This is a genomic window from Methylibium sp. (assembly GCF_013817345.1).
Lineage (GTDB): Bacteria > Pseudomonadota > Gammaproteobacteria > Burkholderiales > Burkholderiaceae_C > Methylibium.
On the sequence record NZ_JACDCW010000018.1, the window covers coordinates 17,434 to 34,681 of the forward strand.

General features: G+C 68.6%; 11 protein-coding genes. 6 read left to right on the forward strand and 5 right to left on the reverse strand.

What is annotated here, in order from left to right; all coding sequences use genetic code 11:
• Window positions 1-23: 23 nt before the first annotated feature.
• From H0W40_RS05265 to H0W40_RS05285, 5 genes are all read right to left on the reverse strand, one after another.
• Entirely contained in the window at window positions 24-2,078 is a 2,055-nt protein-coding gene (locus H0W40_RS05265) for an RNB domain-containing ribonuclease (protein WP_292443935.1), read from the reverse strand.
• Window positions 2,079-2,118: 40 nt separating this feature from the next.
• Window positions 2,119-2,715 carry a YqiA/YcfP family alpha/beta fold hydrolase gene (locus tag H0W40_RS05270; protein WP_292443976.1) on the reverse strand — a complete coding sequence of 199 codons (597 nt, stop codon included), beginning with the start codon at window positions 2,713-2,715 and terminating at the stop codon, window positions 2,119-2,121.
• A 65-nt stretch (window positions 2,716-2,780) separates the two neighbouring features.
• The gene (gene mpl / locus H0W40_RS05275) at window positions 2,781-4,223 is read right to left on the reverse strand and encodes a UDP-N-acetylmuramate:L-alanyl-gamma-D-glutamyl-meso-diaminopimelate ligase (RefSeq protein WP_292443936.1); all 1,443 of its coding nucleotides are present in this window, start codon (window positions 4,221-4,223) and stop codon (window positions 2,781-2,783) included.
• A gap of 58 nt (window positions 4,224-4,281) precedes the next feature.
• A complete protein-coding gene (gene hemL / locus H0W40_RS05280; RefSeq protein ID WP_292443938.1) occupies window positions 4,282-5,637 on the reverse strand; it encodes a glutamate-1-semialdehyde 2,1-aminomutase in 1,356 nt (451 codons plus the stop codon).
• A 14-nt stretch (window positions 5,638-5,651) separates the two neighbouring features.
• Window positions 5,652-6,611, reverse strand: coding sequence for a bifunctional hydroxymethylpyrimidine kinase/phosphomethylpyrimidine kinase (locus H0W40_RS05285; RefSeq protein WP_292443940.1), 960 nt, complete (start codon window positions 6,609-6,611; stop codon window positions 5,652-5,654).
• A gap of 178 nt (window positions 6,612-6,789) precedes the next feature.
• Here H0W40_RS05285 and H0W40_RS05290 point away from each other — a divergent pair, with 178 nt between their 5' ends.
• The 6 genes from H0W40_RS05290 (at window position 6,790) to H0W40_RS05315 (ending at window position 17,238) form a co-directional block, all read left to right on the forward strand.
• Complete coding sequence (locus H0W40_RS05290) at window positions 6,790-6,942, forward strand: rubredoxin (protein ID WP_292443977.1); 153 nt, start codon at window positions 6,790-6,792, stop codon at window positions 6,940-6,942.
• A 109-nt stretch (window positions 6,943-7,051) separates the two neighbouring features.
• The gene (locus tag H0W40_RS05295) at window positions 7,052-7,411 is read left to right on the forward strand and encodes a response regulator (RefSeq protein WP_292443942.1); all 360 of its coding nucleotides are present in this window, start codon (window positions 7,052-7,054) and stop codon (window positions 7,409-7,411) included.
• A gap of 79 nt (window positions 7,412-7,490) precedes the next feature.
• A complete protein-coding gene (locus H0W40_RS05300; protein ID WP_292443979.1) occupies window positions 7,491-7,856 on the forward strand; it encodes a response regulator in 366 nt (121 codons plus the stop codon).
• 41 nt (window positions 7,857-7,897) lie between these two features.
• Window positions 7,898-8,425, forward strand: coding sequence for a chemotaxis protein CheW (locus H0W40_RS05305; protein WP_292443944.1), 528 nt, complete (start codon window positions 7,898-7,900; stop codon window positions 8,423-8,425).
• A gap of 53 nt (window positions 8,426-8,478) precedes the next feature.
• Window positions 8,479-10,776, forward strand: coding sequence for a methyl-accepting chemotaxis protein (locus H0W40_RS05310; protein ID WP_292443946.1), 2,298 nt, complete (start codon window positions 8,479-8,481; stop codon window positions 10,774-10,776).
• 60 nt (window positions 10,777-10,836) lie between these two features.
• A complete protein-coding gene (locus tag H0W40_RS05315; protein WP_292443948.1) occupies window positions 10,837-17,238 on the forward strand; it encodes an Hpt domain-containing protein in 6,402 nt (2,133 codons plus the stop codon).
• Window positions 17,239-17,248 lie beyond the last annotated feature (10 nt).

Genomic DNA, 17,248 nt, shown 5'->3' on the forward strand with positions numbered 1-17,248 from the left:
GGGTTGAGTCAGCCGGGCGCGTTCTACGGCGCTGGCTCGACGGCATTGTCGCCATCCTGCAGGTCGATCGCCAAGGCGAGCGGCGCGGCATCCTCCACGGCGTCCTCGGCTTCGTCGGTCTCGACGCGTGCATCGTCCGCATTCGTCGCCGGATCGTCCAGGCGCGCCAGCAGACTGGCGTGCAGATCGAGCGTGAGCAGGTCGGCGCCGGTGATGCGCACGCGCACCCGCGCGCCGCGTGGCAACGCCTCGCAGCCGAGCGCGCGAAACACCAGCGGGAGCGTGTCGGCGCGGACCAGGCCGTCTTTCATGACCGCGGCGTCGAGCTCGGTGATTCCCGCTTGCTCCAGGTGGCGCATCGTCCAGTAGCGCTCCAGGCCGTTCTGGAACTGGTTGTAGGCGGCGTAGGCGGCCTCGAAACCGGAAATCACCGAAAAGAGTTCCGCATCCTTCGGCTTGAAGGGCGCAGCCAGCGCGGCGGTGCGGCCGTGGCGCGCGCAGGCAATGATCTGCCACTGGTTGGCCAGGTCCACATAGCGGCGCAGCGGCGAGGTGGACCAGGCGTACTGCCGTACGCCCATGCTGGCATGCGGCGCCGGTTTGGTGCCCATGCGCACCTTGATGCCCGGGGCCATGCTGGCCTGGCTGCGGTAGATGGCCGGCACGCCGCACTGGGCGATCCAGCCGCCCCAGTGGCTGTTGGCGAGGATCATCGCCTCGGCGACGATCAGATCGAGCGGCGAGCCGCGCTTGCGTTCGGTGATGACGACGGTTTCGCTGCCGTCCGGTTCGTTGCCCGCGGTGTTCGGGTTCGCGCCTTCGAGCCGGAAGCTGTAGTCGGGCCGGTTGAAGTTCTCCGGCTTGCCCCGCGCGACTTCACGCTGGGCCTTCAGGTGCCGGGCCAGACGGAACGCAAAGGCGAGTTCGGGCGCGAACGCGTAGTCGGCCGCAGCGGCGCCGGTCAGGCTCGCCTCGGTGATCACGGCGTCGAGCTGGTCATGGCGCAGGTTCACGGCGATCGGCACGCGCTCGATGCGCGTCTCGCTCGTCTTTACCTCGAGCGTGGTCGCGTCGAAGCTCACGTACAGCGACACCGCCGGGCAATCGAGCCCGGCCTGCAGCGTGTAGGCCTGCACCACGTCGTCGGGCAGCATGGTCAGCTTGTGGCCGGGCATGTACACGGTCGACCAGCGGTTGCGCGCGAGCTGGTCGAGCGGCGAGCCGGGCGCGATGGCCAGCGCGGGCGCGGCGATGTGCACGCCGAACACCACCGTGTCGCTCCCAAGGCCCTGCACCGACAGCGCATCGTCGATCTCGGTGGTGGCCGAGTCGTCGATCGAAAACGCCTGCACCGCGGCGAGCGGAAGTTCGTCCTTGAGCGCGGGCGCCGGCAGCGCGGGCAAGGCGGTGCCCTTGGGGAAGAACTCGAACAGGAAGCGCCGCCAGTGAAACTGGTAGGCGCTGGTGATCGCGCCCGCCGACTTGAGCAGATCGAGCGGCTGCGTGTGCGAGCGCTTCGCCGCATCGACCACCGCCTTGTACTCGGGGCCGTTCTTGTCGGGCTTGAAGAGAATCTTGTAGAGCTGCTCGCGGATCGGCTCCGGGCAGCGCCCCGCGGCGAGCTCAGTCGCCCACTGATCGATCTGCGCGGCCTGTTGCGCCTTGCGCTCGATCGCCACCTGCGCCTGCTTCAGCACGTCGGCGGGCGCCTTGCGGAAGCGCCCCTTGCCGCGGCGGTGGAAGTAGTGCGGCGCTTCGAAGAGGCGCAGCAAGGTCGCGGCCTGTTCGGTGGAGCTGGCGCCGGCGCTGTAGTACTCGCGGGCGATGTCGTCGAAGGCGAAGTCTTCGTCGGGCGCGACCTCCCAGACCAGGTCGAGATCGATTTCCTGTGCCAAGGTCTGCGCCTGGCCCAGCAGTTCCGCGGGCGCGGGCTGGGCGAAGCGCAGCAGGGCATTGACGCTCTTGACCTTGACCCGCTTGCCGGAGTCGAGCTCGACCTGCAGCGACGAGTCGGTTTCCGACATCACCCGGCCGGCGAGGAACTTCCCGGCTTCCTCGAAAAGTGCGTATTCAGACATGTGCGCGGATTGTCCCATCGGCGCTTCCGGCGCCGCCGCGTCAGGACAAGCCGACGAACTGCAGGATGTCGGGAAGATGACGCTCGAAGTCCGAAAGCGCGTGGTCGCCGCCTTCGAGCAGGCGGCCGGGCGAAGCCGAGTAGCGCGCATGCATCTCGCGCCAGTCGAGCACTTCATCGCCTTTGGCGATGACCGCGAAGTAGCGCTCGGGCCGCGTGATCCGTGCGGGCGTCATCGCGCGCAGTTCCTCCACATGTGCGACCGTGAATTCGAAACGCAGCTCGGCGTGGTGCCAGCCGGTCTGCTCGCCGATCTGCCCGGCCAGGCTGGTGGCCGGATCGACGGCCGGGTTTAGCAGCACCGCACGGCAGCCGCGCCGCTCGGCCAGCACGGTGGCGTAAAAGCCGCCGAGCGAGCTGCCGACGACTGCCGTGGTGGCGGCCGGCCAATCCTGCGTGGATTCTTCGATGAGCGCCATCGCGCCGGCGGGCGAGGGCGGCAACTGCGGGCAGCACCACACGAGTCGCCGGCCGCTTCGCTGCAATCGCAGCGCCTCGGCCGCCATGCGCGCCGCCTTGGCCGAAGCCGGCGACGAGCGAAAGCCGTGCAGGTAGAGCAGGTGGGTCGTGGCCGCCATGCCGCTACGGCCTGTTTCCCGGGTCACGCGAGCTGTCCGTAGCGTTGACAGGCCCTAGCCGCCCGTCAGTGAGCCAAGGCCGCCAGCAGCTTGGCATGAATGCCGCCGAAGCCGCCATTGCTCATGCACAGCACATGGTCACCGGCGCGAGCGGACAACGCGACGCGGTGCACCAGCGCATCGATCGAATCGCTGACGAGGGCGCGTGCGCCCATCTCCGCCAGTGCTTCTGACGCGTCCCAGTCCAGGCCCGCGCTGTGGCAAAAGGCCAGATCCGCTTCTTCCAGCGCCCAGGGCAGTTGCGCCTTCATGCTGCCGAGCTTCATCGTGTTGGAGCGCGGCTCGAAGACGGCAAGGATGCGCGGGCCCGTGCCCATCGGCCCAAGCTTGCGGCGCAGGCCGTCCACCGTGGTGCGGATCGCCGTCGGGTGGTGAGCGAAATCGTCGTACACGCTGACTTCGCCGCCATCGCGCGGCACCGTGCCGCGCAGCTCGAGCCGGCGTTTCACGTTGGCGAAGTCGCCCAGCGACCGAGCCGCGTCGGCCGGTGCGACGCCCACATGCTCGGCCGCGGCGATCGCGGCGAGCGCATTGAGCTGGTTGTGCTCACCGAGCAGCGACCATTCGACGCGACCGACCCGCACGCCCGACTTGAGCACGTCGAAGGCATGCGGCTCCCCGCGCGCCCGCCAGCCCGGCGCATCGCCGCGCACGCCGAAGCGCGCCACGTCGCTCCAGCAGCCCCGCTCGAGCACGTGTTCGAGGCTGGCTTCGCGGGCATTGACGACCAGCCGGCCGCTCGCCGGCACGGTGCGCACGAGGTGGTGGAACTGGGTCTCGATAGCGCCGAGGTCGGCAAAGATATCGGCGTGGTCGAACTCGAGGTTGTTGAGCACGGCGGTGCGCGGCCGGTAGTGCACGAACTTGCTGCGCTTGTCGAAGAAAGCGGTGTCGTATTCGTCGGCTTCGATCACGAAGAAAGGGAGTGACCCTGGAACCTGCGCTTGCGGGCCGCTCTGTAACGCACTCGCACTCGCACTCGCACCACCCAGCCGCGCACTCACGCCGAAGTTCTGCGGCACGCCACCGACCAGGAAGCCCGGCTGCAGGCCGCCCGACTCCAGGATCCACGCCAGCATCGAGGTCGTGGTGGTCTTGCCGTGCGTGCCGGCCACGGCCAGCACATGCCGGCCCTGCAGCACGTGCTCGGCCAGCCATTGCGGCCCGCTCGTGTAGGGCAGGCCGGCATCGAGGATGGCCTCCATCAGCGGGAACTGGTCGGGCTTGGCGCGTGAGACGACGTTGCCGATCACGAACAGATCGGGTGCCAGCGCGAGCTGGTCGGCGCCGAAGCCCTCGATCAGGTCGATGTCGAGGGCGCGAAGCTGCTCGCTCATCGGCGGATACACGCTCGCGTCGCAGCCGGTGACCTTGTGCCCGGCCTCGCGCGCCAAGGCCGCCAGACCGCCCATGAAACTGCCGCAGATGCCGAGGATGTGGAGGTGCATGGGGCTTGCAGGCAAACCGGTGTTGACCGGAAAGAACGTGGGAACGGGACGCTGACGATCAGCGCAGCACGGCGCGTGCCGCAGCGAGCGTCGCTTCTATGTCGGCCGGCGTGTGTGCCGCGCTGATGAAGCCCGCCTCGTACAGCGCCGGCGCGAGATAGACGCCGCGCTCGAGCATGCCGTGAAAAAAGCGATTGAATCGATCGCTGTCTGTGGCCATGACCTGCGGGTAGTTTTGCGGCAAGCCCGCCGCCAACTCGGCAGCGCCCTTAGGAAAAAAGAAGCCGAACATGCCACCCTCGCAGTCGCCGACCATTGGCACGCCGGCTTCACGGGCAGCGTCGAGCAGGCCGTCGGTGAGGCTGCGAGTGCTGCGCGAAAGCGCTTCGAAGAAGCCAGGCCTCTGGATCTCGCGCAAGGTCGCAAGCCCGCAGGCGGTGGCCACCGGATTGCCCGACAGCGTGCCGGCCTGATACACCGGGCCCAGCGGCGCCAGCAGCTCCATCACGGCGCGCGGCCCAGCGAACGCGGCCAGCGGCATGCCGCCGCCGATGACCTTGCCGAACACGCTGAGGTCCGGCTTGAAGCCGGGAATCTGCTGCGCATAGAGGCTTTGCGCGCCACCGAGCGCGACGCGAAAGCCGGTCATCACCTCGTCGAACACCAGCAGCGCGCCGTGCTGCGTGCACAGCTCGCGCAGCCGCCGCATGAAGGGAACGCTCGCGCGCACGAAATTCATGTTGCCCGCGATCGGCTCGATCATCACGCAGGCAATCTCGGAGCCGTGCGCATCGAACGCGGCTTCGAGCTGAGCCACGTCGTTGTAGGTCAGGACCAGCGTGTGCTGCACGACTTCAGCCGGCACGCCGGCGGACGTCGGGTGGCCGAAGGTCGCCAGGCCCGAGCCGGCCTTGACCAGCAACGCGTCGGCATGGCCGTGATAGCAGCCCTCGAACTTGATGATCTTCGCGCGCCCGGTTGCGCCACGCGCCAGGCGCAGTGCGCTCATTGCGGCCTCGGTGCCCGAGCTCACCAGGCGCACCTGCTCGGCGCTCGGCACCAGCTTGAGAATCTCTTCGGCCAGCTCGACCTCGCGTTCGGTCGGCGCGCCGAAGCTGAAGCCTTCGTGCGCCGCCTGCAGCACCGCTTCGAGCACGGCCGGGTGGCCGTGGCCCAGGATCATCGGCCCCCAGGAACCGATGTAGTCGATGTAGCGTTTACCGTCGGCGTCCCAAAGATAGGGCCCTTCGGCACGCTGAATGAAGCGCGGTATACCGCCGACCGCACGGAAGGCGCGCACGGGCGAATTGACGCCGCCCGGAATGCTGCGCTGCGCGCGCTCGAAGAGCTGTGCGCTGCGGGAGCCTTCGGCTGGCGACGCGACGGCGTCGCCAGCGCCGGAGGAATCGGCCATAGGAGACACGCGAATCAGTGAATGCGACGCGGGCCGCGTTCTGCGGACGGAGGCTCTTCGAGCAAGACTTCCCCAGGCGGCCCTTCGCCTTCGTCGGCTTCCTCGCCTTCCGGCAGTGCCCAGAAGAAGCGATCCGGCACCACGTTGCCCATGCCCGGCCGAAAGCCGGCATCGAGCGCCTGGTCGAGAAAGCTCAGCGCTTCCGACACGGCCAGGTGCAGATCCTGACCGCTGGCCAGCAACGAGGCCAGTGCGGCCGCGAGGGTCTCGCCGGCGCCGACGAAGCCCGCGTCGAAGCGCTCGAACTTCTCACCGGTGATGGCACCCTGCGGCGAAGCCAGCACGTTGTCGACGGAGGCCTCGCCGCCTTTTGTCGACGGCAGCGAAATGCCGGTGACGAGCACGTACTTCGCGCCCAGTTCGCCGGCAGCCACTGCCAGTTCGCGGGCCGAGGGCGGGCGCTCGCCGTCCCAGTCGGGAAGCAGGGCGTCGATCAGCGTCTGCTGGTTGCCGACCAGCACTTCGGTGGCCGGCAGGATCAGTTCGCGAAAGGCGTCGAGGTAGGCCTGCTGGTCGTCTTCTTCGAGCCACGACACGTCGTTGAGATAGGCCACCAGCGGCACGTCGGGGTAATCGCTCAGCACTTCGGCGACGCCGGCCACGCCCTCGGCGCTGCCGAGAAAGCCGACCTTCCAGGCGGCGATGGTGACGTCCTCGAGGATGCTGCGGGCCTGCTCGACGATCACGTCGGATTCGATCTCGTGCGACTCGAACACCTCGGCGGTGTCGCGCAGCACGATCGCGGTGACGACGGGCAATGCATGCGCGCCCATTGCGGCGATGGTCGCGATGTCGCCGGCCAAGCCGCCAGCGCCGCTCGGGTCGCTGGCATTGAAAGTCATCACGCAGGCGGGCGGCGCGTCGTCGGCGGGGGCTTCAGGAGTGTCGGCGGCGTCGGGCGCGGGGGTGTTCATGGGTGCTGATTCAAGAGCCCGGCGCTGCCTGTGAGAAGGCAGTCACGGAGTTCCAGATAATTATGAGGAATGTTGCGTATGTGCCCACAAAGTCTTGTGTTTTCAGAATGGGCGCTCGCTAAAATGTTTCTTCATTGTAGTGAGCCGTCAAGACACCGTGAGCGAATCGAAAACCTGGATGTGCCTCATTTGCGGGTGGATTTACGACGAGGCCGCCGGGGACCCGGAGCACGGTATCGCACCGGGTACCGCTTGGCCCGCCGTGCCGATGAACTGGACCTGTCCGGAATGCGGCGCACGCAAGGAAGATTTCGAGATGGTGCAGATCTAGCCCACGCCAACAAGCCGTTGAGGAGTGCCAAGTGCTGAACCAGGCACCAAAGCAAGAGGGACCGGGGGGCGTTGCGGCCGAGGCCGCTGCCGAAGCTGCGACAACACGTGTGCTGGTCATCGATGACAGCAACACGATCCGACGCAGTGCCGAGATTTTTCTGAAGCAAGGCGGCTACACCGTCGTGCTGGCCGAGGACGGCTTCGATGCGCTGGCCAAGGTCAACGACCATCAGCCGCATCTCATCTTCTGCGACATCCTGATGCCGCGGCTCGATGGCTACCAGACCTGCGCAATCATCAAGCGCAACCCCAAGTTCTCGGGTGTGCCGGTGATCATGCTGTCGTCCAAGGATGGCCTGTTCGACAAGGCGCGAGGCCGCATGGTCGGCTCGCAGGACTACCTGACCAAGCCGTTCACCAAAGACCAGTTGCTGCAGGCGGTCGAGCAGCACCGCGGCGGGTCTTGAGGTCGGCGTGCGCCGGGGCCCCTGCACGGTTCTCGTGTGCGGTGCGGCGGGGCTCGGCTAAAAAGTTGAAGGAAACATGATGGCGATCGAAAAGATCCTGCTCGTTGACGATTCGAAAACCGAACTGCATTTCCTGTCGGATCTGCTGTCCAAGCGCGGCTACAAGGTCCGCACGGCCGAGAACGCCGACGAGGCGATGAAGCGCCTGGGCGAGGAAAAGCCCGACCTGATCCTGATGGACGTGGTGATGCCGGGCCAGAACGGTTTTCAGCTCACCCGCGCGATCACGCGCGATCCGCGCTTTCTCGACGTGCCGGTGATCATGTGCACCAGCAAGAACCAGGAAACCGACAAGGTCTGGGGCATGCGCCAGGGCGCACGCGACTACGTTGTGAAGCCGGTCGACGCCGACGAGCTGGTCGCCAAGATCCGCGCGTTCGGCTGAGTCGGCCGTTCACCGAAGAACAGCGTCGAAAAGCAAGCGGCATGGCGAAAAAAGAAGCGCTGCGCGAACTGCAAAGCCGGCTGGCCGAGCGCCTGCAGAACGCGCGTTCGCAAGCCGACAGCGCGAGCTGGCTGGCCGTCGAGTGCGCAGGTCAGGGTGTGTTGTTGCCGCTGGCGCAGGCGGGGGAAATCTTCTCCCTGTCGCCGCTGGTTCCCGTGCCGCACACGCAGCCCTGGTTCGTCGGGGTGGCCAACCTGCGGGGCCGGCTGCACGGCGTGGTCGATCTGTCCCGCTTTCTCGGACTGGCGGCCGCCGGCGCGGCGCCGGAAGCCGGCCGTGAGCAGTCGCGGCTGATCGCTTTCAACCCGGCGCTGGACATCAACTGCGCGCTGCTCGTCGACCGGCTCGCCGGTCTGCGGTCGGCCGAGCAGCTACAAGGCGATGACGACGGGCAAGCGCGACCGGCTTTCGCCGGCCCGCGGTATATCGACGCAGCGGGGCGCCGCTGGCAGGCCCTGCAGCTGGCCACGCTGGCTGCGGACGAAACTTTTCTGAAGGTGACCCGGTGAGCGCTGAGGCAAGCGCGTCGTCTGATCACCATTGATACGAGCGAGAGGCTTCTATGAGCTTTATGGACAAGTTCACCGGTCGCGGCCAGCGTAAATCGTCTGCCGATCCGGCCGGCGAGATGGCCTTCGAGGACGCCTATCCGGCGGCGGACGACGTCGTGGGCGCAGCCGGTGGCGGCACCGCCACGCTCGATCTCGGCGGCCTGCGCGGCGCCGACTCGTCGATCATCACCGAGGCTGCGCCCTCCGAGCTGCCCAGCGATTTTCACGACTCGCGCGAGCACGTTTCCACGACCGGCGGCCTGCCGATGATCGGCACGCTGCCCATCGGCGAGCAGCAGCGCATGCTCGGCGGCGTGCTGCTGCTCGGCCTGATCGGCCTGGTCTTCGTCACGGTCAATTCGCTGAACACCGCCAACGAGAGTTCCAGTCGCGTGGCCGCTACCGGCGAGGTGCTGATGCAGTCGCAGCGGCTCGCGAAGTCGGTGTCGCAGGCGATGGTCGGCAACACGGCGGCTTTCCCCGAAGTGAAGGAAAGCGCCGGCGTGCTGGCGAACGCATCGCGGGGCCTGAGCCGCGGCAACGAGACGGTCAGTGCCGTGCCGGGTGCCGTTCAGCCCGCGCTCGAGCCGCTCATGCCGCTGATCGATCGCGCCGAGCAGAACGCCGCCACCGTGCTGGCGCAGCAGCAGACCCTGACGCAGGTGAGCGAGGCGCTGCGCAGCATCAACTTGCAGTCGTCCGACCTGCTCGAGATTGCCGAAACGGTCTCTTCGCTCAAGCTGCAACAGGACGCCACGCCGGCGGAGTTGTCGGCGGTGGGTCAGGTGGTCATGCTGACGCAGCGCATCGGCAAGTCGGCCAACGAATTCCTGACCGTCGAGGGCGTTTCTCCCGAGGCGGTGTTCCTGCTCGGCAAGGACCTGAACTCCTTCCGCGAGATCACCCAGGGCCTGCTCGACGGCAATGCCGAACTGCGCCTGCCCGCCGCCCGCGACCCGGCCGTTCGTGAACGGCTCGAGGCGCTGCTCAGGGAGTACGAGGAGACACGCACGCAAGCCGGCGCGATCCTGGGCAATCTGCAGTCGCTGGTGTCGGCACGCGAGGCGCAGGCCGCGATCGTGGCCGACAGCGAGCCGCTGCGCAAAGGTTTCCAGGCGGTTCAGGCGCAACTGCAGGCGCTGGGCGGCCTGTCGACGGGCAACGTGTTCCTGATCGTGCTGTCGGTGCTGCTGGCGCTGGCGGGTATCGCCGGCCTGACCTACGTGTTCCTGCACGACCAGCGGGTCCGCGCTTCCATCGCCGACCAGCAGCGCGGCGCGGCGGAACGGCTCGAGCAGGAAGCCAAGCGCGTCAATGACGCCAACCAGGCGGCCATTTTGCGGCTGATGAACGAGCTGCAGACGGTGGCCGAAGGCGACCTGACGCAACAGGCCACGGTGACCGAAGACATCACCGGCGCCATCGCCGACTCGGTGAACTACACCGTGGAAGAACTGCGCACGCTGGTTTCGCAGGTGCAGGACACGGTGTCGCGAGTGACCGACACGACGCAGCAGGTGGAAGCCACGTCAACGGAACTGCTCGCCGCCTCCGACGAGCAGCTGCGCGAGATCCGCGAGACCGGCGAGTCGGTGCTGCAGATGGCCGGCCGAATCAACGGCGTGTCGGTGCAGGCGACGCAGTCGGCTCAGGTGGCGCGCCAGTCGCTGGTTGCCGCCGAGTCGGGCCTGCAGGCGGTGCAGAACGCCATCGGCGGCATGAACACGCTGCGCGATCAGATTCAGGACACCTCCAAGCGCATCAAGCGGCTGGGTGAAAGCTCGCAGGAGATCGGCGAAATCACCGAACTCATCTCCGACATCACCGAGCAGACCAACGTGCTGGCGCTCAACGCCGCCATCCAGGCTGCCTCGGCCGGTGAGGCCGGTCGCGGCTTCTCGGTGGTCGCCGAAGAAGTGCAGCGGCTGGCCGAACGCTCCGGCGACGCGACCAAGCAGATCGCGGCCCTGGTGAAGACCATTCAGACCGACACCCAGGACGCCGTGGCGGCCATGGAGCGCTCCACGCAGGGCGTGGTCGCCGGTGCGAAGCTGTCCGACAACGCCGGCACCGCGCTGGGCGAGATCGACCGCGTTTCGCGGCAGCTCTCCGAGCTGATCGAGGCCATTTCCGACGAAGCCTCGCGCGAGGCGCAATCGGCCAACGTGGTGGCCGCCAACATCCAGCACATCTTCGCGGTGACCGAACAGACGGGCGAGGGCACGCGCTCCACCGCCCAACTCGTGCGCGAGCTGTCGAAGTCGGCCGAAGAACTCAAGACCTCGGTCGCGCGGTTCAAGATCAACTGACGCGGCGCCGGCGCCGAAAGGCGCGGGGCGACCGCGCAGCACATGCACACAAGGCAGCCGATGCAAAGCCAACCGGACACCCTCGACGACGTCAGCGCCCTCGCGTGGGTGCAAGAGGAATTGCGCAAGTCGCTCGATGCGGCTCACAAGTCCTTGCGGCGCACGCTCAAGGAAACCGAATCCACCTACGGCTCCGATCTCGACGACGTCGAGCCGGCGCTGCTGCGCACTGCGCGCGGCCACCTGCACCAGGGCATCGGCGTGCTGGAACTGGTCGGCCTGCCCGCCGGTGCCGCCATGCTGCGCGCCAGCGAGGCGGTGGTGCAGCGCTACATCGCCAAGCCGCACAAGCTCGACAATGCCTCGGTCGAGGCGATCGAGCGAGCGTCCTTCGCGCTGCTCGACTACCTGGCCCGGCGCCTGGCCGGCAAGCCGGTCTCGCCCGTGGCGATGTTCCCGCAGTACAAGGCGGTGCAGGAAGCCGCCGGTGCCGAACGCATCCATCCGGCCGACCTGTGGCCGCAGGACTGGCAATGGCATGCGGTCGCTGCAGAGCCTGACGTGGCGCCGCGGGCAGCCGACCTGGGCACCACCGCGGAGTTCGAGTCGCAGGTGCTGACGCTGATGCGCCGACCCGGCCCGCAGATCACTGAGCGGCTGAGCGAGCTCAGCGCCGGTCTGGCCAGTGCTGCCGCTCAGTTGTCTCAGCAAAGCCACATCGCAACGTTGTGGCAGTTGGCTGCGGCCTTCTTCGAGGCGCAGTCCTGCGGGCTGCTGGCGCCCGACGTCTACACCAAGCGCCTGACCTCGCGTCTGCTCGCCCAGCTGCGCAACCAGCAGCGCGGCGATGCCACCGCCGGCGAGCGGCTGGCGCAGGATCTGAGCTTTTTCTGCGCCCAGGCGGCCGCGCCGAGCGGCGAACAAGCGCCGCGCCTGGCGGCGGTGCGCTGTGCCTACCCGCTGAGCCGCGATGCCGCGCCCGGCGACTACGCCACGGTTGCGCTCGGCCGCCATGACCCGGCCTGGGTCACGCAGGCCAGAAAGCGCGTCGGCAGCGCCAAGGATTCGTGGTCGGCCGTGGCGGGTGGCGAGATGCACCGCTTCGCCGGCCTGAACGAGCAGTTCGCGCTGGTCGCCGATTCGCTCAAGCGGCTGGTGCCCGGCGGCGAAGTGCTCGGCGAGGCCCTCTCGCGCGCGGTTGGCCACACCGTGCACGCCGCCAGCGCGCCGGCATCGGCGCTAGCGATGGAAATTGCCACCAGCGTGCTCTATCTCGAAGCCGCGCTGGAAGACGGCGCCTTCGACCACCCCGATCAGGTCGCACGCATTGCGCGTCTGGCCCAGCGCATCGACGCCGTACACGGCGGCGCCCCCCCCGAGCCGCTCGAGCCCTGGATGGAGGAGCTGTACCGCCGCGTCTCCGACCGCCAGACGCTGGGCAGCGTGGTGCAGGAGTTGCGTGCGGCGCTGTCCGAATCCGAAAAGCTGATCGACCAGTTCTTCCGCGCGCCGACCGAGCCGGCCGTGCTGATTCCGGTGCCGGCACAGCTGCAGACCATGCGCGGCGTGTTGTCGGTGCTCGGCCTCGATCAGGCCACCCATGCGGTGCTGCGCATGCGCGACGACGTCGATGCGCTGGTCGCAGCCGGCAGCGAGGCGCGCCATCAGCAGGCTCTGTTCGAACGCCTGGCCGGCAACCTCAGCGCCCTGAGTTTTCTGATCGACCTGCTGGGCGTTCAGCCGCAGGCGGCCAAGTCGATGTTCAACTTCGATGCCGCAAGCGGCATCCTGGTTTCGCAACTGGTGCGCCATGCGTCTCCGCTGGAGGCCGCTGCCTCCAGCCGGCTCGAGCCCGCCTTGATCGCCCAGGCTCAGGAACTCGCCGATGGCGCCAGCGCGACGATGCCGCTGGACGAGGTCTCGGAGCAGATCGAACGCCTCTCGCTCACACCGGAGGTGTCGGCGCAGCCGGAACTGGTCGCCAGCCTGTCGAGCGCTCAGGCGGCGCTCCAGCAGGCGAGCGCGCCGGGCGCCGGCGTTGCGTCGGAGTCGGCCCTGCGTGAGCAGCTGGCCGGCGCCCTGGCCGGTTTCGTCTCCACCGCGTCGGACCCGGTCGGGCTGGACGCGGCGGGCCCGGTTTCCTCCGCGCGCATGCCGCTCATGTCGCTCGCGCCCAGCGCGCCGGTCGAAGTGACGGGCCTGGAAGGCGACGACGAGATGCGCGAGATCTTCCTCGAGGAAGCGCGCGAGGTGCTGCAAGCGGCCGGCGAAGCGCTGGCCGCGCTGCGAGAACAGAACGACGACGCCGCCCAGCTCACCACCATGCGGCGCGCCTTCCACACGCTCAAGGGCAGTTCGCGGATGGTCGGGCTGAACGACTTCGGCGAAGCCGCCTGGTCCTGCGAGCAGCTCTACAACGCCTGGCTGGCCAGCCAGCAGCCGGCCGGCGACGACTTGCTGGCTTGCAGCGAGCAGGCGCTCGGCTACTTGGCCGCCTGGGTCGAGGGCATCGCCGAGGGCGACGCTTCCGGGTGGCGCAGCGGGCTGGTACGGCGCGCCGCCGACGCCTTGCGCATCGGGGGGAGCTGGTCGGGATCGATCGACGAAGCCGCGCCGATCACCGTGCCGGGCGTGATGATCACGCTGCCGGAAGTGCCGCTGCCCTTCGAGTTGCCGGCGGCCAGCGATCTCGACCTGGCGCCTGCAACGGATTCGGCGCCGCCGGTGTCTGCTCCGACGACGAGCGCCGAAGCACTCGCTGAGCCGGCCGCTCCGCCGGGGCTCGATTTCACCTTCGATCTCAGCGACGAGGCCCCCACGCCGGCGCCCGCTGAGCCGCCGCAGCTTCTGGACTTCGAGCAGGCGCTGGCCGACATCGACCTGTCGCTGGACCCGAGCCCCGGCGCGGCGCGGGAAGTGCCGGCGCTCGAAGAGGCCATTGAGCCGCACACGTTCGACGTTGCACCGACCGAGCCGATGTCGTTCGAAGGCCCCGATACGGCCGGTCTCGACGAGGCGGTCATCACCACGCTTCATCTGGACATGCCCGCCGCACCGCCGCAGGCTGTTGACGCGCCGGACGACGTGGCGAGTGAAACCGGCGGGCTCGAGCAGGGAGCGCAAGACGACGCATGGCCTGCGCCGTCTGTCGAGGCCGCGACTGTCGCGGCAGTGGATTCGCTCGAAGCCGAAGCCATTCCGGTGGCCGAGGTGGCCCGCATCGACGATGACGCCGCCGAACGCGGCGAGACAGCCGCCGAGAGTGCTGAAGACGCGGGGACCGAGGCCTACAACGATCAGGTCAAGCAGGTCGGGCCGCTTCGCATCGGCATCCCGCTGTTCAACATCTTCCTCAACGAGGCCGACGAGTTGTCGCGCCGGCTCGGCACCGAGCTGGCCGAGTGGGCGCACGAGCTGCATCGCCCGGTCGGCGAGACGGCCGTCGCGCTCGCGCATTCGCTGGCCGGTAGCTCGGCCACCGTGGGCTTCGCCGATCTCTCGGTGCTGGCCCGCCAGCTCGAGCACGCCCTGATGCGCTCCGACAGCCTCGGCGGCGGCACGCCGGCCGACGCGCAACTGTTCATGGCCGGTGCCGACGAAGTCCGGCGCCTGCTGCACCAGTTCGCTGCCGGTTTCCTGAAGTCCCCGCCGCCCGGGCTGATGGAGCAGCTGGCCGCGCACGAGCTCGAACTGGTGCGCCGACCCGACGCCCGCGCGTCCACGCTGGGCGACCTGCCCGCGACCGACGCTTTCGCGGCGCCGCCACCCGCCCCCGATGAACAAGCGCCCGCGGCGGTCGATGCGCCGCAACCGCACGCCACGCAGGCGCCGGAAGCGCCGCACGACGCGCCGGCTGCGGGCCCCTACGCTGCACTGGGCCAAGCCGAGTTCAAGCCCTTCACTGCGCTTGCGGCCGAGCCGCAGCGAGCCGCGCCGTTGCTGGCGCTCGACAGTGACGAGGACATCGACTCGGTCGATGCGGTCGACGCCGATCTGTTCGTGTTCTTCGAGGAAGAGGCCCAGGAGCTGCTGCCCGAGTTGAGTTCGTACCTGCGCGACTGGACCGAGCAGCCGGGCGAGCCAGCGCATGCCGGTGCCGCCATGCGCACTTTGCACACGCTCAAGGGCGGCGCGCGGCTGGCCGGTGCCATGCGCCTGGGTGAGCGCGCGCACCGCCTGGAAACCGCCATCGAACACCTGCTGGCCCGCGATGCGGCGGGCCGCGAGGAGATCGAGGGCCTGCTCGGCCGGGCAGATGCGCTCAGCGCGACTTTCGAGGCGCTGCGCCAGCGTGACGCGCTGGCCTACGAAGCCGCTCAAGCCGTCGCCGTCGCGGCGCTGGCTCAGGATGCGTTGCAGGCGCCCGGCGTTGTCGAACCCGCGCCGCCCGCCTCGGGCTTTGCGGTGCTGGCTTCCCTGGGGCCTCAGGACACTGCCCCGGCTGAAGCGCCGCCTGTGACGGTGCCGGTCGGTGAAACGCCCGCGTCCCCGAGCGTCGAAACAACCCGGCCGTCCAGCGGCACGGAGATCGACTGGTCGCGTTTTGCCACGGCCGGCCCGGCCGCGGCGACGACGCAGCCGGCCTCCGCACGCGCGCCCCTGGCCTCCGCCGCCGCGGTGCGGGTGCGCACCCAGCTGCTCGACCGCATGGTCAATCAGGCGGGCGAGGTCAGCATTACCCGCGCGCGGCTCGAGTCCGAGGTCGGACAGATCAAGAGCTCGCTCGGCGACCTGACTGAAAACCTGGAGCGCCTGCGTGGCCAACTGCGCGACATCGAGCTGCAGGCCGAAACGCAGATGAGCACGCGCATGGAAGCCGCCAAGGCCGCCGCGCAGAGCTTCGATCCGCTGGAATTCGACCGTTTCACGCGCTTCCAGGAGCTCACGCGGATGATGGCCGAGTCGGTCAACGACGTGGCCACCGTGCAGCGCACCCTGCAGCGCACGCTGGAGACGGCGGAAGACGAGCTGGCGGTGCAGCAGCGGCTGACTCGCGACCTGCAGGACGACCTGTTGCGCACCCGCATGGTGGAGTTCGAAGGCTTGTCCGAGCGCCTGTACCGCGTGGTGCGCCAGGCGGCCAAGGAAACCGGCAAGCAGGTGCGGCTGGACATCGTCGGCGGCTCGATCGAAGTCGACCGCGGCGTACTGGACCGCATGACCGGCGCCTTCGAGCACCTGCTGCGCAACTGCATCACGCATGGCATCGAGACGCCGGCGGAGCGCGCCGCCGCAGGCAAGGACCCGTCGGGCAGCGTGCTGGTCACGCTGCATCAGGAAGGCAATGAGGTCAGCGTCGAATTCCGCGACGACGGCGCCGGCCTGGATCTGAAGCGCATCCGCGACAAGGCGGTGGCCATGGGTCTGCTCGACGCCGACGCCACGCATGCCGATGCTGAACTCGCCAACATGATTTTCATGCCCGGCCTGACCACCGCGGACTCCGTGACCGAGCTGGCGGGACGTGGCGTCGGCATGGATGTGGTTCGTGCGGAGGTCAATGCCTTGGGCGGGCGGATCGAAACCGCCACGGCGGCCGGGCAGGGAACCAGTTTCAAACTGGTGCTGCCGCTGACCACGGCCGTCACTCAAGTCGTGATGCTGCGTTGCGGCACGGCGACCGTCGCCGTGCCGGCCACCCTGGTCGAGATCGTGCGGCGCGCCAGCCCGGACGAGATCGAGGCCGGCTACTCCAGCGGCACCTACAGCCATGGCGATCACAGCCTGCCGTTCTTCTGGCTCGGCGCGCTGCTGCAGGCGAACACCGGCAGCACTGAAGTGCCCGGGCGCACCCGGCCGGTGGTCGTGGTGCGTTCGGCCCAGCAGCGCGTGGTGCTGCACATTGACGAGGTGCTGGGCAACCAGGAAGTCGTGGTCAAGAACCTTGGCCCGCAGCTTTCGCGCCTGCCCGGTCTGGCCGGCATGACGCTGCTGGCCTCGGGCGCCGTGGCCCTGATCTACAACCCGGTCGCCTTGGCCACGGTCTATGGCGAGGCGGCACGCCGCACCACCGCCGCGGCCCGCAGCAACGCTCAGCTGCAGCCGCATTTGCAGGAGATTGCAGCCGTCGCGGCGCCGGCCACGCCCCTGATCCTGGTGGTCGACGACTCGCTGACGGTGCGCCGCGTGACGCAGCGCCTGCTGGTGCGCGAGGGCTACCGCGTCGTGCTCGCCAAGGACGGCCTGGAGGCGCTCGAGCGTCTGGCCGACGAACGCCCGACGGTCGTGCTGTCGGACATCGAGATGCCCCGCATGGACGGTTTCGACCTGGTGCGCAACATCCGCGGCGACGCCAGGTTGTCGGCGCTGCCGGTCATCATGATCACCTCGCGCATTGCCCAGAAGCACCGCGAGTACGCCGCCGAACTCGGCGTGAATCACTACCTCGGCAAGCCGTACAGCGAAGAGGAATTGCTTGCGCTGATCGGACGTTATTGCGCCGAGCAGTCGGCGCTGAGCTGAGCCGGCGCCG